This window comes from Phenylobacterium sp. (assembly GCF_031360265.1).
Classification (GTDB): Bacteria; Pseudomonadota; Alphaproteobacteria; order Caulobacterales; family Caulobacteraceae; genus Phenylobacterium.
Genome location: NZ_JANMBF010000086.1, coordinates 1 through 14,652, shown reverse-complemented (window position 1 = coordinate 14,652; position 14,652 = coordinate 1). Strand labels below are relative to the sequence as shown.

At 66.7% G+C, this 14,652-nt stretch carries 10 protein-coding genes and 1 pseudogene; 4 read left to right on the top strand and 7 right to left on the bottom strand.

Annotated features, from left to right (window positions below; translation table 11 throughout):
• Window positions 1–193 (bottom strand): annotated as a pseudogene (locus RMN86_RS07940) (adenylosuccinate lyase); the annotation flags it as partial.
• Window positions 194–528: 335 nt separating this feature from the next.
• Complete coding sequence (locus RMN86_RS07935) at window positions 529–2,073, bottom strand: MFS transporter (RefSeq protein WP_309605297.1); 1,545 nt, start codon at window positions 2,071–2,073, stop codon at window positions 529–531.
• Between the two features lie 2,525 nt (window positions 2,074–4,598).
• Here RMN86_RS07935 and RMN86_RS07930 point away from each other — a divergent pair.
• Entirely contained in the window at window positions 4,599–5,489 is an 891-nt protein-coding gene (locus tag RMN86_RS07930) for a hypothetical protein (RefSeq protein ID WP_309605296.1), read from the top strand.
• Window positions 5,490–5,518: 29 nt separating this feature from the next.
• Here RMN86_RS07930 and RMN86_RS07925 read toward each other — a convergent pair whose 3' ends face one another.
• Window positions 5,519–6,916 carry an MFS transporter gene (locus tag RMN86_RS07925; RefSeq protein WP_309605295.1) on the bottom strand — a complete coding sequence of 466 codons (1,398 nt, stop codon included), beginning with the start codon at window positions 6,914–6,916 and terminating at the stop codon, window positions 5,519–5,521.
• 148 nt (window positions 6,917–7,064) lie between these two features.
• Between RMN86_RS07925 and RMN86_RS07920 the strand changes: the two genes are divergently transcribed.
• Together RMN86_RS07920 and RMN86_RS07915 are read left to right on the top strand one after the other, a co-directional pair.
• Entirely contained in the window at window positions 7,065–7,691 is a 627-nt protein-coding gene (locus tag RMN86_RS07920; protein ID WP_309605294.1) for a glutathione S-transferase family protein, read from the top strand.
• Window positions 7,692–7,840: 149 nt separating this feature from the next.
• The gene (locus RMN86_RS07915; protein WP_309605293.1) at window positions 7,841–8,584 is read left to right on the top strand and encodes a PEPxxWA-CTERM sorting domain-containing protein; all 744 of its coding nucleotides are present in this window, start codon (window positions 7,841–7,843) and stop codon (window positions 8,582–8,584) included.
• A gap of 41 nt (window positions 8,585–8,625) precedes the next feature.
• Here the strand turns inward: RMN86_RS07915 and RMN86_RS07910 are convergent, their stop codons facing one another.
• Genes RMN86_RS07910 through RMN86_RS07895 form a run of 4 tightly spaced genes read right to left on the bottom strand, consistent with a single transcriptional unit; the run spans window position 8,626 to window position 11,842 of the window.
• Window positions 8,626–9,636 (bottom strand): hypothetical protein, encoded by a 1,011-nt coding sequence (locus RMN86_RS07910; protein ID WP_309605292.1) that lies wholly within the window; start codon window positions 9,634–9,636, stop codon window positions 8,626–8,628.
• A gap of 49 nt (window positions 9,637–9,685) precedes the next feature.
• The gene (locus tag RMN86_RS07905; protein ID WP_309605291.1) at window positions 9,686–10,585 is read right to left on the bottom strand and encodes a hypothetical protein; all 900 of its coding nucleotides are present in this window, start codon (window positions 10,583–10,585) and stop codon (window positions 9,686–9,688) included.
• Complete coding sequence (locus tag RMN86_RS07900; RefSeq protein ID WP_309605290.1) at window positions 10,582–11,463, bottom strand: ABC transporter ATP-binding protein; 882 nt, start codon at window positions 11,461–11,463, stop codon at window positions 10,582–10,584. Before RMN86_RS07900 ends, RMN86_RS07905 begins: the two co-directional genes overlap by 4 nt.
• Before the next feature lie 4 nt (window positions 11,464–11,467).
• Entirely contained in the window at window positions 11,468–11,842 is a 375-nt protein-coding gene (locus tag RMN86_RS07895) for a GntR family transcriptional regulator (protein ID WP_309605289.1), read from the bottom strand.
• A 526-nt stretch (window positions 11,843–12,368) separates the two neighbouring features.
• Here RMN86_RS07895 and asnB point away from each other — a divergent pair.
• Entirely contained in the window at window positions 12,369–14,309 is a 1,941-nt protein-coding gene (gene asnB / locus RMN86_RS07890) for an asparagine synthase (glutamine-hydrolyzing) (RefSeq protein WP_309605288.1), read from the top strand.
• Window positions 14,310–14,652: the final 343 nt, after the last annotated feature.

Here is a 14,652-nt window from a genome sequence, read left to right as displayed (position 1 = left end):
TCTCGTCGATGCGGTCGGCGTCCCAGAGGGCGTGACGCCCCTTCTCCCAGATCACCCGGGCGGCTTCCTTGGGGATCACCCCCAGATCGGCCATGGCGTCGGCGGCGTGCGCCTCAATGGCGAACATGATCTGAAACCGCGCCTGGGGGCTCCAGACGTCGGCGGCTTCCTTGCGGGCGTAACGGGGGATCATGCGGCGGGGTTTGCGGGCGAAGGCGGCTGGAGTCAAATTTGAACCACGGAAGACGCGGAAAGACGCAGAAGGCGGGGCGGCGCTGCTGTCCGAGTGAGCGGGCTGCTGTCCCTGGGCTGAGAGGCGGGAGGATTGACCGCCAAGACGCCAAGACGCCAAGACGGGAACACGAAGGCCAAGAAGGACTCAAAGAGCGCGAAGGGTCAGGATCGGTCCGTTCGCGCTGTGATAAGGATCGCGCTTCGCGCCTTGGCGTCTTGGCGGTCTTCCTCTTCTTCGTGGCCCTTGAGTCGAAAGGCGGTCTTCCGCGTCTTCCGCTATTGCTCTTCTCGTCCTTAGTCGCCTTCGCCGCGGTCGGCGCGGGCTTTGGCCAGGGCTTCCTTCAGGCCGAAGGAGGCCAGGAAGTAGTGGACGGCGCCCCACAGGCCGAACAGGTAGCCGATCAGGATGCCGTGGCGGGTGGCCAGCACCAGGGCGCCCTTGCAGGCCTGGTCCAGCTCGGGCGCGCCGCCCTTGGGCGCGATGCCGCCGGGGCAGGCGGTCTGGAACAGCTGGCGCGGGGCGTCGAGGAAGCCGGTGAGCCCCTGGAAGAAGCCCGGCATGTCGGGATGGGTGAAGTGGAAGCTGGCCAGATGGTCGATCACCCAGCCGATCAGCGGCGGCCCGCCGCCGAGTGCGATCAGGTTGAGGAAGAAGAACAGGATCGCCGTGGCGGTCGCCCGCCTGCGGGTGTCGACCATGTTCTGCACCACCCCGAACGTGGGGCCCAGGTAGGTGTAGGCGAAGATGCCGGGGATCAGGAAGATCAGCGCCGCCATCTGCCAGGTCGCGACGAGGTAGATCGCCATATAGAGCGGGGTGGCGATGGTCAGGCCGATCGCCGGGGTCAGCGCGTACCAGCGCGGGCTGCGCTTTGACAGCCGGTCGCTGAGAAACCCGCCCAGGAGCGTGCCGATGCCCGACGAGAAGCCGCCAGCCAGGCCGGTGATCAGCCCGACCTGGGCATAGTTCAGGTGGAAGGTGCGGATGAAATAGGGCGGGATGAACTGGCCCGCGCCATAGCCCGCGAAGGACACCAGGGTCACCCCCAGCACCATGTTCACCACCGGCCACTTGGTGAACAGGATGCGCGCCACCGCGCCGATCTCGCGCAGCTCCTGGCCGAGCGAGGCCTTGGGCTTGGGAGGCTCGACGATGCTGAGGGCGTCGACCGAGGTCGGCGGCTGCTCGGGCTCGGAATGGCCGCGCGGGGGCTCCTTGATCAGCAGCCGGATGGCGATCGCCACCAGGACGCCTGGAATGCCCACCACCATGAAGGCGATGCGCCAGGAGAAATTCTGCGCCAGATAGCCGCCGATGATCGCACCCAGCATGGTGCCGAGCGGGATGCCGAAGGAATAGACCGACAGCGCCGAGGCCCGGCGCTTGGGCTCATAGTAGTCGCTGATCAGCGAGTGTGACGGCGGCGAAAGCCCCGCCTCGCCCACGCCGACGCCAAAGCGGAACGCGCCCAGCATGAAGAAGCTGGTGGCCAGGCCGCAGAGCGCGGTGAAGGCCGACCAGATGACGATGGCGCCGGAGATGATGTTGACCCGGGAAAACCGCTCGGCGAAGCGCGCGATGGGGATGCCCAGAAGGGTGTAGAGCAGGGCGAAATAGAGCCCGCCCAGGAGGCCCAGCTGGGTGTCGGAGATCTTCAGGTCGACCTTGATCGCCTGGCCGATGGTGGCGATGATCGTGCGGTCGATGAAGTTGAAGGTGTAGGCGGTGACCAGCAGCGCCAGCACCAGGCGCTTGTAGCCCTCGGAATAGAACGGCTTGGCGGGCGCGGCGGCCGATGCGGCGGCCTTGCGGCCCGGGCCGGCGGTGGTGTCGGTCATGCTCGGCGTTCCCCCAAGAACGGATACTGCGGCCCCCGCTTGGCGGGTGGCGGTGTTGGCGGGCAGGTTAGCGGGGCGCGGGGCGGGGGGATAGGGGGGTGTGTTTGCCAGCAAGGACTCTGGCGAGTAGGTCACGCAGAAGGCCATCCGGCCGCCTATCCCGCCAAAAAACCTCTCGCTAAGCCATGCTGTAAAAGCAGCAAAGCGACAGCCCGGACCGTTACCCAAAGTCCAAGGTTACGGTAGGTTGCGGTGCGGGTTGCAATAACCCCCGTTCTCTCTGGAGTCAGCCTCTCTGGAGTCAGCGCCGAGGCCTTCGGTTTAGGGGTTGTTGCAACTGTCACCGTAATTTGGCGCCCTGGCGCCCGAAGACCAGGACGCCCTGCGCCAAGCCATCGGCCAGATCATCGGCTGACGACGCCGCCGCCAGCCGGCGGCTACATCGATGCGCCACCCCAAGGTTCGGCTCTCAGCCGCGCCTCTGGCGGCGCCTGTCAGCAGCTCTCAAGACCCCCTCGACCGGCCGCTTCGTCCCCGAAGCGGATCGGCCCCTCGATCCGCACGGACAGCCCTCAGCGGGGACGGGCGGGCGGGTCACACCCCGAGGCCGCAGGCCGAGCCCGCCAGGGCGCGCCAGCGGGGTTGAGGCGGCCGGCCGGCTCCGCTCCCCCACCACGCCTCCGTAAGGCCCGCACACGCGCTCCTGGGATCGCTAAGGCCGGCGGCCTTGGCTCAAGTCCGGAGGATTTGAAGGGTGTCGGGCAGAGCCCGACCGCAGCAGTCGGGTGGGTGTAGCCCACGCGACCGGTATATGCGCCATTGTCCACAATCTTGGGTCTGGGGCTCGGATCGGCCGCGCGGAGAGCCCGATCATCGGGGCGCCGCGAGCGGCCTGGCGCAGGGGTCAGTGGGCGCAGCACATCCGACCCGTAACTGCGCCCTTGTGACTAATTCCAGCCAAGCTCGCCCGTCCGGGCCGATCTCCCCGCGTCGCCCCGAGACCCTCGCCACGGCCAAGCTGTAGTGATCCGCCGCCACGAAGGCTATCCTGCCATCGTCCCCAAGCCCTCGGATCGCACCCTCGCGTAGGGCTGCCGCGCGCGTTCGGCGGCGCACCTCGCGGATTGTCAGGGAAGTTCAGGGAGATCGGCGATTCCGCACCTCGCGACCACCCTGGGCGAGGTGCAAAAAGACGTGGCGCAGCGGCGACTTACCCGCATCGCACATCGCGCCCTTTTATCCTGCGTGCGCGGCCAACGAGCAGGACATCAGCGGCTGCGAGAGGTGGCTTACCTTATCGTGCATCTACACTCGGCGGCTCGACGCTGTAGACGACATTTCCATCGCCAAACTGAGAAACAAGCTGGCCTCCAGATCTGGCGAATGAATCTGCCTCCCCAGAGATAAAGAGGTCCTTGTAAAACGCAGATCCGCCATGCACGACGTTTGTTGCCCAGATCCCCGACCGAAATGATTTCGTTATACGCTTGCGAATTTCTTTGTAAGCCCGTTCGCAAGTCGGAATTTTGGGGTGTTCCGGCTCAAGGACCTTAATCGAAACAGCTCCCATCCTAAGGGCACTATCTGCAATCTCTGGAAAATATAGCTGAACAAGACCAAGAGATGATACCAAATCTGGCCCTGCGCCAATGTAGCTATCAGGAACGATCCATAATTCTCGCTCAAGTGACCACGGATTATTATGCAGCCTTACTGGCCTGATAATGTAGGGCGAATCTAGACTTAGATTGCAGACAGATACGTCCTCGCCTCGTACTACAAGGTCAACTGCGCAAGAAAGCTCCTCTGGCATGCAGAAGAAATTTACGCTTCGCGTCCCTCTGGTCATTTGCAGTACGGCGAGAAATTGCATTGGCCTGTTGCACGCTCAATGTCCTCTCTAGCTCTTCGTTCGCGCGCCACGGGCGACCCATCCTTGTTTTGCCGGCCGACGTTTTCTCGGTATTTCGAACCATCCGGATTTTCCATCGTGATATCCGGTCTACGCGACCCCTTCTCCCCGCCAGGGGTGTCTACACGCTCCTCAGGCTTGTCCCCGCCAGCGACATGCCCCTTGCCTTCGCCCTTTAACTCCTCGATTCGGCCTTTGATCTTGTCCTGATGCTCCCGATTACGGTGACAGTTGCAATAACCCCCATTCTCTCTAGAGCCATCGCCGAGAATTTCGGATTTAGGGGTTATTGCAACTGTCACCGTAATTTGTATAATTTGTAGAGCCATTGCCGAGAATTTCGAATTTGGAAGTTATCGCAACTGTCACCGTAATCCATCGTGTCGTCAAGGGGCCATTGGTTCCTTATTTGTTCTTGCGCCTGAATTTGATTTGCGCTAGAATTCGGTAGCGGTGGTTCCTGCGCCTCGGGCGTAGCTCGCGCTTCGGCTGATATCCCCCTCCCTCGGTTTGCCGCATCTCCCGCTCACCGGCCATTGCGCGCGGGGGAGGCTGCGGCTGCTGTGCGGCGGCTTCCCGCTTTTCCCCTTTTCAACTTTGCAAGGATGGTCCGATGGATGGGTCCGATGGCGGGGGCGCGCCGGTCGTGGCGCGTGAGGACAGGCGGCGTCGGGCCAAGGTGGCGCCGGGGGTGGTGAAGGGGTTGCTGGCGCGGATCGCGGCGGGCGAGAGCCTGCGCTCGGTCTGCGCGGACCCCGCCATGCCGGCGACGCGGACGGTGTGCAAATGGACGCGTGAGCGGCCGGGGTTCGCGGCGCGGTATCTGGCGGCGCGGCGCGCGGCGGGGGGGCCGTTCTTTGGCGGCCGGTCCACCTATTGCCTGGCGACGGCGCAGGCGATCTTCGAGCGGGTGAGCGCTGGAGAGTCGCTGAGCTCGGTGTGCCGCGATCCGTCGATGCCGGTGGCCGCCACGGTCTACAGATGGCGCAAGGACCAGCCGGAGTTCGGGCACGCCCTGGCGGCGGCCATGGCGATTCGCGCCGACCAGCTGTTCGAGCAGGGCTGGGAGCTGGCGCAGGCGGCGACGCCGAAGACGGCCTATCTGACCCAGGTGCGGCTGGCGCAGCTGCGCTGGCACGTGGGCAAGCTGGAGCCCAAGAAATACGGGCTGATCAAGGCCGCCGAGGCGCCGAGCGGCGATAATGGGGCGCTGCACGTCTATCTGAAAAAGTTCATCATCGGCTCAAAGGACGAGCCGGGACGCTGGAGCGACGAACCGGCGGAGCACCAGTATTCGATGGTCTCGGTGCACCACAAGGGTCCGACGGCCGGCCAGTCCCTGCCGCCGCCCGCGGTGATCCGCGAGCCGCGCTCGACCTGGGGCCCGAACGCCACCGGCGAGGCGCGGGGCGGGGCGGTGGAGGGCGAGAGCGACGGGGACGACGACAGCTATTGGGCCGATCCGAACAGCGGGGCGGACATGTCGGACGAGGACTTTCTGTGAGGTCATGGCTGGGAAGGTGGTCCCCCTTCCTAACTGACCATCTCCTCGCGGACGTTCTTGCGGGCCAGCCAGAACAGCAGGGCGGAGATCGTGCCGCCGGCGGTGGACAGGATCAGCGCCCAGCGGACGCCTTCGGCGGGACCCAGGCCCAGGCCCTTGTTGAGGATGTCGGAAAGGGCGCCGATGCTCAGGGCGCCCATCACCAGGCCCAGGAAATTGATCACGAACAGCATGATCGAGGCGCTCATGGCGCGCATGCGCTGGGGCACCATGCCCTGGGCCGAGGCATAGACGGGCCCGTACCAGAGCGTGCCCAGGAAGGCGGTGACGCTGGTCAGGCAAAGCGCCAGGGCGGCGCTGTCGGTGGTGTAGATGAGCAGCGCCAGCGGCGCGCCGCAGACGACGGCGATGGCCGGCACGGAGCCATAGACCCTAAGGTCGCGGGCGCCCCAGCGGTCGGCGATCTGGCCGCCGACCCAGGAGCCCAGCGTGCCGCTGATCCCACCGATCAGGCCCAGCGCCAGGCCGATGAAGGCGCCCTTGCCGACGTGGAACTGATGGGCGAGCGCGGTGATCTCGGGGCCATGCACCCGGTAGAAGAAGCTGGGCAGGAAGGGGGCGTGGCCGTAGCCCAGGAAGCTGCGGACGCCGGCGCCGAAGGCCAGGAACCAGAAGGCGCGCTTGCCGGCCAGGTAGCGGAAGGTCTCGGTAAAGGTGGCCAGGTTGGCGCTCGCCGCCTGGGTGGCCTTGGCGAGTTTGCGGCGCGGCTCCTTCAGGGTGAACAACGCCACGACGGCCAGGATCAGGCCGGGGACGGCGGCGATCAGGAACGCCTTGCGCCAGCCCAGCCAGTCGCTCATGGCCCCGCCGATGGCCAGGCCCAGCAGGGAGCCGATCGGCGTGCCCATGGAATAGAAGGCCAGCGCCGAGGCGCGCTTTTCCTTCGGCGAATAGTCGGCGATCAGCGCATGGGAGGTGGGCGTGCAGCCGGCCTCGCCGATACCGACGCCGGCGCGGGCGGCGACCAGCTGGACGAAGGTCTGGGCCAGGCCGCAGACGCCGGTGAAGACGCTCCAGGCGGCCAGGCACGAGGCGATGATCACCGGGCGGTTGTGGCGGTCGGCGGCGCGGGCCAGCGGGAACCCCAGCAGGGTGTAGACGATGCCGAAGGCAAAGCCCGAGAGCAGGCCCAGCTGCCAGTCGGCCAGGCGCAGGTCGTTCTTGATCGGCTCGGCCAGGATATTGATCACCTGGCGGTCGAGGAAGTTGACCACATAGATCAGCAGCAGCAGCCACAGCGCATAGCGGCGATAGGCGTCGGAGACCGGCGGATCGTCGGATCGTAGAGCGTCGGGGCGCGGATCGGCGAGGATGGGCGCGGCGTCGTCGATCAGCCCCTCCGGCGAGGGGTTGGCGATATCGGCCATGGGTGCGTCCTCCGCCCGGCTCTGACGGCCGGCAAGCGCAACGTCCCGCATTTGTCCGCAGGTGGGAAGCGGCAAGGCGCGGGGCCGAAACGTTTCCCCGCGGCGCGGAAAGGGTTAGGCGTTGGGGGAGGCCATTGAGGATGAGCGCATGGAACTGGTGATCGGGACCAAGGCCTGGTCGACGTGGTCGATGCGGCCGTGGCTGGCGCTGAAGAAGACCGGGGCGGTGTTCGACGAGACGCTGATCCCGCTGCGCCAGGAGAACGGGATCAGCGGGGCGGCGATCCTGGCGCGGTCGCCGTCGGGGCTCGTGCCGGCGTTGCGGGACGGGGAGGTGGCGATCTCCGACTCGCTGGCGATCTGCGAATATCTGGCCGAGCGGTTCCCGCAGGCCCAGCTGTGGCCGGCGGACCCGGTGGCCCGGGCGTTTGCCCGCGCCGCGGCCGCGGAGATGCATTCCGGGTTCGCCTCGCTGCGGGGGGAATGCCCGATGGACCTGGGCGCCGCGCCGCGCGCGGTGGCTCTGTCGGACGCGACGCACAAGGACATCCGCCGGATCGTGGCGCTGTGGCGCGGGCTGCTGGGGCGGTTCGGCGGGCCGTGGCTGGGGGGCGGCGAATGGGGGATCGCCGACGCCTTCTATACGCCGGTGGCGACGCGGTTTCGCACCTATGGCGTGCTCGCTTCGGACTTCGGCGACGATGGCGCGGCCGGCCTCTATGCGGAGCGGCTGCTGGCGCGGCCGGAATACCTGGCGTGGGCGGCGGGCGCCTGAATCGATAGGCGCCCAGGCTTGGATCGGTGGTCGCGCCGAAGCCTTTCCGGTTGGATTCTCGCGCCAGGGGAAAAGAATTGCGACAAGCTGGCGTCGACTATAGTCAAGATTGAAACCGGAAGGTTGAACCTACAATTCAGGACTGTGATATGAAGAAGATACTTGGCTTGGTTGTATCTATGTCTGTGCTTGGTCTTGCGAGCGCGTCGAACGCCACGGTCTATAATTTCGCGCTGACCATTTCAGATCCGGCGGCATTGGTCACCACCGTGGCCGGCGGCGTCGATGCCTTTGGCAACGTCTCCGTCAATGACGCGGGCGGCAACCTGGCCTTCGATATGAAGCTGAATCCGGGCTGGGAGATGCGCCACGCGCCCGACTCCAACCACTGGTCGTTCGCGTTCAACACCAGCAAGAGCTTCACCTATTCGGGCATCACCCTGATCGGCGGCGGCGCGGCGACCGCGACGGCCTTCACCGGCGTGAACGCCTCGCCGTTTGGCGCCTTCACCAACGCCTTGCAGTGTGACGCGGGAACGAACGGCAAGAAGAAGACGCCCTGCCTGCCCGGCTGGCAGCCCGGCATCAATCCGACGGAACTGAAGTTCACGGCGAATGGCCTGGCCCTGTCGGACCTGTTCCAAAGCAGCACCGTCTACGGCGGGAAGAAGATGTGGTTCATCGCCGATGTGGTCAACGCGGCTGGCAAGACCGGCAATGTCGGGGCCGCGACCTGCGCTCTGGCGACCGGCGGCGGCTGCTTCGGCGGCGGTGGCGGCGGTGGCGGCGGTGGCGGCGGTGTGCCGGAACCGGCGTCCTGGGCGCTGATGATCGGCGGGATGGGTCTGACCGGCGCGGCCCTGCGCCGTCGGCGGACAGCGATCTTCGCCTGACGCAGCCCTCCGCGACCTTCGTCGCGGCTGCGCCGCGCCCGCTATCGGACTTCGGGGCCAGTCGCGGGTGACGCAAGGATCGCGGCGCGCTCCTCCGACCGCGCGCCCTGCAGGATGTTGGGCAGCGAATAGTTGCCCTCGTGGCAGGCGTATTCGTAGATCGGACCCTTGGCGGCCCGCATCGGCATTTCGGCGCGCCAGACCTTGGTGAAGACGCCCGGATCGTCGACCGAGAATTCATAGAGCATCTGGTCCTTGGCCGTCCGCGTGAAGCGTTCGGTCAGCCGGCCCTGGGCCGAATAGGGAAACCCGCCGCCCAGGCTGCCGACGTAGGACTTGGGGTTCAGGTTGGTGGTTTCCACCACCAGGGTCTCGCCCTCCCACCAGCCGACGGAATCGCCCATCCAGGGGCGGATGTTGGCCGGGAGGTGGGTGCGCTGGCCCATCCGGATGATCCGCACGTCGTGGTTCATCTCGATGTGGATGACCACATAGCCGGGCGTCTGGACGATCTGGTAGTGGCCGTTGAATCCGGTGTTCATCATCGGCGGGCCTTCCGGCGAGCCGATCGCGGTGAGGCAGCGTTCCTCGGTGGGGCGGCCCTCGGGACCGTCGAGGTCGTCCTTGATGGCCCGGTCGCGGATCGCCTTGCCGGCCGGCGAGAAGGGCAGCCGGCCGTCGGCCGGATCGACGATCCAGGAAGACCGCAGCTGGCCGTTCACCCGGGCCAGGTGGATATCCATCTCCAGGTAGTCGGTCTGCGGAGCCTCCTTGACCACCGGCGGCGCGGGCAGCTTCGGATCGACCGGATCGGGACTGATCAGGTCGCCCACCATCTTGCGGAACATGGTCTCCATGAAGGCCGCCTCCTTGTCGGTGGCGATCAGGGCCTTGAACACCGGCGGCCGCTGCAGGAAGGTCAGCGAGGTGTTGGTCCACAGGCCCTGCAGGTCGGGGGCGCCGAAGGCGGTGCGCGGCGCCCGATAGGGGCCGGCGACGGCGGCGCCGGCGGCCAGGGCCAGGACGATGATCAGGTGGGGCAGGCGGGACATGATGCGGTTGCGATCCCTTGGGTCAGGAGGTGGCGAAGCTGGGCCGGGGTCAGATCGGTTCGCGGCGGCGGCGCAGCCAGACGCAGCCAGCCAGGCAGGCGGCGGCGATCAGCAGGCCGACCCACAGTCCGGGACTGCCCAGGAACCTGAGGGGATCGATCCGCGCCAGCCCCAGCGGCGGCAGGCCGGCCGGCCCCTGGCCCGATAGCGGCCATGCGCCGACGAAGGCATGGGCGTCGGCGCCGGTCAGCCGGTCGATCAGGGCGGCGGTGAACAGGTTGGACCGGAACGCCAGGTGCTCCCCCGCGCACAGGGCCAGGGGCGGGAGCACGGCCCAGAGGAACGGCGCCCGTCGCGCCCAGGCCGACACCAGCAGCAGCCAGCCATAGACCGGCGCCAGCCACAGACTGAGCGTGACCAGTCCGTAGGCGAGCGCGACGCCCTCTCCGACGATGTCGCCCAGCGACCAGGGTATCGCGGTGCTGACGCCCGCGCCGGCCAGGATCAGCGTCGAGACCAGCAGGATGATCGCCTGCGCGCCGACGATGGCCGCCAAGGTCAGCGCCGGCATCACCGCCATCGGGATCGCCGCCTTCGACAGCACGGTTGTCAGGTCGGAGACCGGAAGCGACTTCCAGAACAGGATGCTGCGGTCGCGACGCTCGTCGAAGAGCGCGCCGAGGCAATAGAACAACGCCACGATCATCATGACGCCCGTGAGGATCACGCCGGAGACGACGTAGGGCTCGCCAATCACCTTCAGCTGGTGGAGCGGGTCGAGGGTCAGGGTTTCCAGCCGCCGGCCCGGCAGGCCGATGGTGCTGACCAGGAAGCCCAGCAGAACCAGGCCGGTGGTCGCCAGCGGCGCCACCAGGATCGAGCGGCTTTCCCAGAGTTCGCGGCGGACCGACCAGTAGAAGGGGCGCGTGGCGTTGGCTGCCTGGCTCATGCGCCGGCTCCTGACGTTGCGGATGGGGAGGGGGGGCCGCCGAGGATCGCCACGAAGAGGTCGGCGAGACTGGCGGGGCGCACTTCGCCCAGGGCGGCCAGCCGGTCACGGTCGGCGTTGTCGAACAGCAGGATGTGGCGACCGAACAGCTGGCGTTCGTGGATCGGCCGCAAGGCGCGCGCCGCGTCCAGCGCGTCGGACGCCACCATCAGCTCGGCGAAGCGGATCTCGATATCCTCCATGCTGGCGTGCAGCACGATGCGGCCGCGGTCGATGAAGGCCACGTCGGTGAGGATGTGCTGGACTTCCTCCACCTGGTGAGTGGTGACCACGATGGTCCGGGCGCCGTCGAAGTAGTCGTTGATCAGGCCGTCGTAGAACGCCTTGCGGTAGAGGATATCGAGCCCCAGCGTCGGCTCGTCCAAGACCAGCAGCCTGGCGTCGATGGCCATTACCAGGGCCAGGTGCAGCTGGGTGACCATGCCTTTGGACAGTTCGCGGATCCGGCTGGCGGCTTTGATCGTGGTCCGGGCGAGGAAGGCCTCGGCCTTGGCGCGGTCGAACCTGGGATGGACGCCGGCCACATAGTCCAGCGCCTGGCGCACCCGCATCCAGCGCGGCAGCACCGCGACATCGGCGATGAAACAGACCTGCGCCATCAGCCGGTCCCGCTCGGTCCAGGGATTGAGCCCGAGCACCCGCAGGTCGCCCTGGAATTCGATCAGCCCGAGCATGGCCGCGAGCGCGGTGCTCTTGCCGGCGCCGTTGGGACCGATCAGGCCCAGGACGCGGCCTTCCTCGACGCGCAGGTCGACGCCGTCCAGGGCCACGGACCTTCCGTAGGTCTTGCGAAGGTCGCGGGCTTCGATGCAGGCCATGGCCTTAGTGCTCCTTGCGGGTCGGGGCGGGGCCGGCGGCGGCCAGCTCATCCTGGGTCAGTCCCAGCCGCCGGATGGTGGCGGCGACGGCGGGCCACTGTTCGCTGAGGAACCTCTGCCGCTCGGCGCGCAACAGCAGGTCCCGGGCGCCGATCCTGACGAACATGCCAAGGCCCCGGCGCTTCTCGACGAGCTCCTCGCCCTCGATCTGCTGATAGGCCTTCAGCACGGTCAGCGGATTGACCCGCGACTCGGTGGCCACGGTGCGGACGGAGGGCAGGGGATCGCCATCCCTGAGCAGGCCGTCGAGGATCATCGCGACCACCCGATCGCGGATCTGGCGGTAGATCGGCTGACTGTCATTCCACTCTGGGTCCATGATCGGTTCCGGCAGGGCGTTCCGAGGCAGAGGTCGTTCGCCTGGGATCAGTGTTATAGTCAACTACAACACCGAACGGATTGCAAGCGCTTTGTCCGCGGGGTCCGGACGGGGTCGCGGACTGTCCAGACACGAAGGGGCTGCGGCGCCGCCCTGTTGGCGCGCCTGAAGGCCGGAGCGACTGGCAAGGTCGTTGAGGTCGCCCGGTCGAACGTCGCCAGCCCGACGAAGGCTGCCTCTCCCTTCTCGATCGACCGGGCAGGCGGCTCCCTAGCAGGCTGAGGAAAAACCGGAGGAGTGCGGGTGGTTTTGTCGGTTGGTCGAGGTTTAGCGGCTGATCCTTGTCCTGCGCAGCGGTTGTAGGCGGCCAGGGTGAAGGTGAAGGGGCATTGCTGCTTGGTGGAATTGATCTGACAATTCCCGCTTCTTTACCCGAGGCTCCGCGCTTAAACGTGATGAGCAAGGCTGGCGGGGCGGGGGGCGATTTCGGTCGCGCGTCGACGCTTGGCCGCGGGGGAAACGTCGGATGTGCGGATTGATTGCGGCGCAGTTGCGCGCGCCCTGGCTTGCGGCTGAGCGCCTGGACGGCGCCCTGGCGACCATTGCCCACCGTGGCCCTGACGGCAGCGCCAGCTGGTTCTCTGCGGACCGCAGGACCGCGCTTGGCCACGTGCGCCTGAGCATCATCGGCCTCGACAATGGCGTACAGCCGCTGAGCCACGCGCGAGGCGATCTCAACGTAGTGGTCAACGGCGAATTCTATGGCTACCAGGCCATTCGGACCCGATTGCGCGAACAGGGCTATCGCTTCATCACCGAGTCCGACAGCGAGATCGCCCTTCACCTCTACGACAGGCACGGCCTCGGTTTTGTTGATCACCTGCGTGGCGAGTTCGCCGTCGTGGTCGCCGACCGCCGCAGCGGCGAGCTGATCGCCGCCCGTGATCGCTTCGGGATCAAGCCGCTGTTCTATGCCTGCATCAACGGCGACGTTCTGTTCGCTTCCGAGGCCAAGGCTCTCCTGGCGCTGGGTGTGCCGGCGCGCTGGGACGCCCAAGGCGTGCTGGGCGATCTCTCGGGCATGCGCAGTGACGCCTTCCTGCTGCAGGACATCCAGCAGGTTCCGCCCGGTTGCCTCGTCATCGCCAAGGACGGGGCGGTGCGCATCGAGCGCTATTGGGAGAACAGCTACCCGACCGACGCGGTCCTGCAGGACGATCGGCGCAGCGAGGCCGAGATCGTAGCGGGATTCCGACAGGTGCTCGACGAAGCCGTCGCCGAACGCCTGACCGCTGATGTCGAGGTAGCCTGCTACCTGAGCGGCGGTTTGGATTCCTCTGCCGTGCTGGGGCTGGCTCAAGCCCGCCTTGATCGCCCGATCCGCGCCTTCACCATCGCCTTCGAGGGCGCGTTCGACGAATCGCCGTTGGCCCAGCGCACCGCCGCCTTCACGGGGTCGAACTACGAACCTGTTCCCGTCTCACCCCAATCCATGGCCGATGCGTTGGAAGACACCGTCTGGCACTGCGAGCGACCGATCTTCAACGCCAACTCTGCCGCCAAGTTCCTGCTGTCGCGGGCGGTCCGCGACGCGGGCATCAAGGTGGTGTTCACTGGCGAGGGGTCGGACGAGATGCTGGCCGGATATCTGTTCGAGCGCCGCGACCTGATGCTCTACGGCGGCGGCTATGCCGACCACGCCGCCCGCGAGGCGGCGATCGCCCAATTGCTTGAGAACAACCCGCTGTCGCGCGCGATAATGTTCCCCTCCGGCGCGCCGGCCCCCGGGATCGCGCACATCGAGGCCGCCATTGGGCATTGCCCTTCGTGGATCCAGGGCATGTCGGTCCAGTACCGGCAACTGTCGGAGCTGATGCGGGCTGACGCGCCCGGCGGCGTCGACCTAGGCGCGCCCTATTCGAGACTGCTCGCGGAGCTGGACATTCCGGGCCAGATCGCCGGCCGTGACGCCGTGAACACCGCGCTGTACCTCTGGCAGAAGTCGATGCTGATTAACTTCATACTGACGGTGCTGGCCGACCGGATGGAAATGGCGCATTCGATTGAAGGACGGGTTCCGTTCCTCGATCACCACGTCGCCGAATATGCCGCCGGGTTGCCCGTGCCCTACAAGATCCGCGAGACGACTGAGAAGTACGTGCTGCGCGAGGCGACCCGCGACGTCATCACGCCCGAACTCTATGCGCGCCAGAAGCATCCCTTCCTCGCCCCGCCGCTTCAGCCAGCGACCCGTACGGCCAAGGCCGACCCGCTGCGCCAGCATTGCGAGGACATCATCCGTTCGTCCAGCTTCGCCGACCAGCCGTTCTTCGATCCATCGAAGTCAGTGGCCTATCTCGACGCCGTCGCGTCGGGCGACGCTACTGTCACCAGCGAGGCTTCGGCGATCATCCTGCGCATGGCGACGCTCAGCCTGATGCAGGCGCGGTTCGGGGTCAGTGGATAGTCGGCCCGGCTCTCACGGCGGTGCTGGCTGACCAGATCCTTTCTCGTTTCTGGTCAGGCGCAGTTTGCCCAACTCCGGCCTGGCTCTAGCCATGACGACAAGCCACACGGCAGGGCGGTTGACGGCCCTCTCGAGGGGCCGCTGTCGGTTTCAGGGAATGTCAGCCTGCGGGCTGCGAGCTTAGGACCGGCCCTAAGCGGACCTCCCGAGCGTCGGATTGCAAGGCGGCGCATCGGCCCGTCCGCTGCGTTGCTCCAGCCTCGCCCCGGCTCTCTCTCGGCTTTGACACCTTGCCGCGGGACTGGACGGCGGCATTATCGAAACGTTGCAATGATGCGTATGG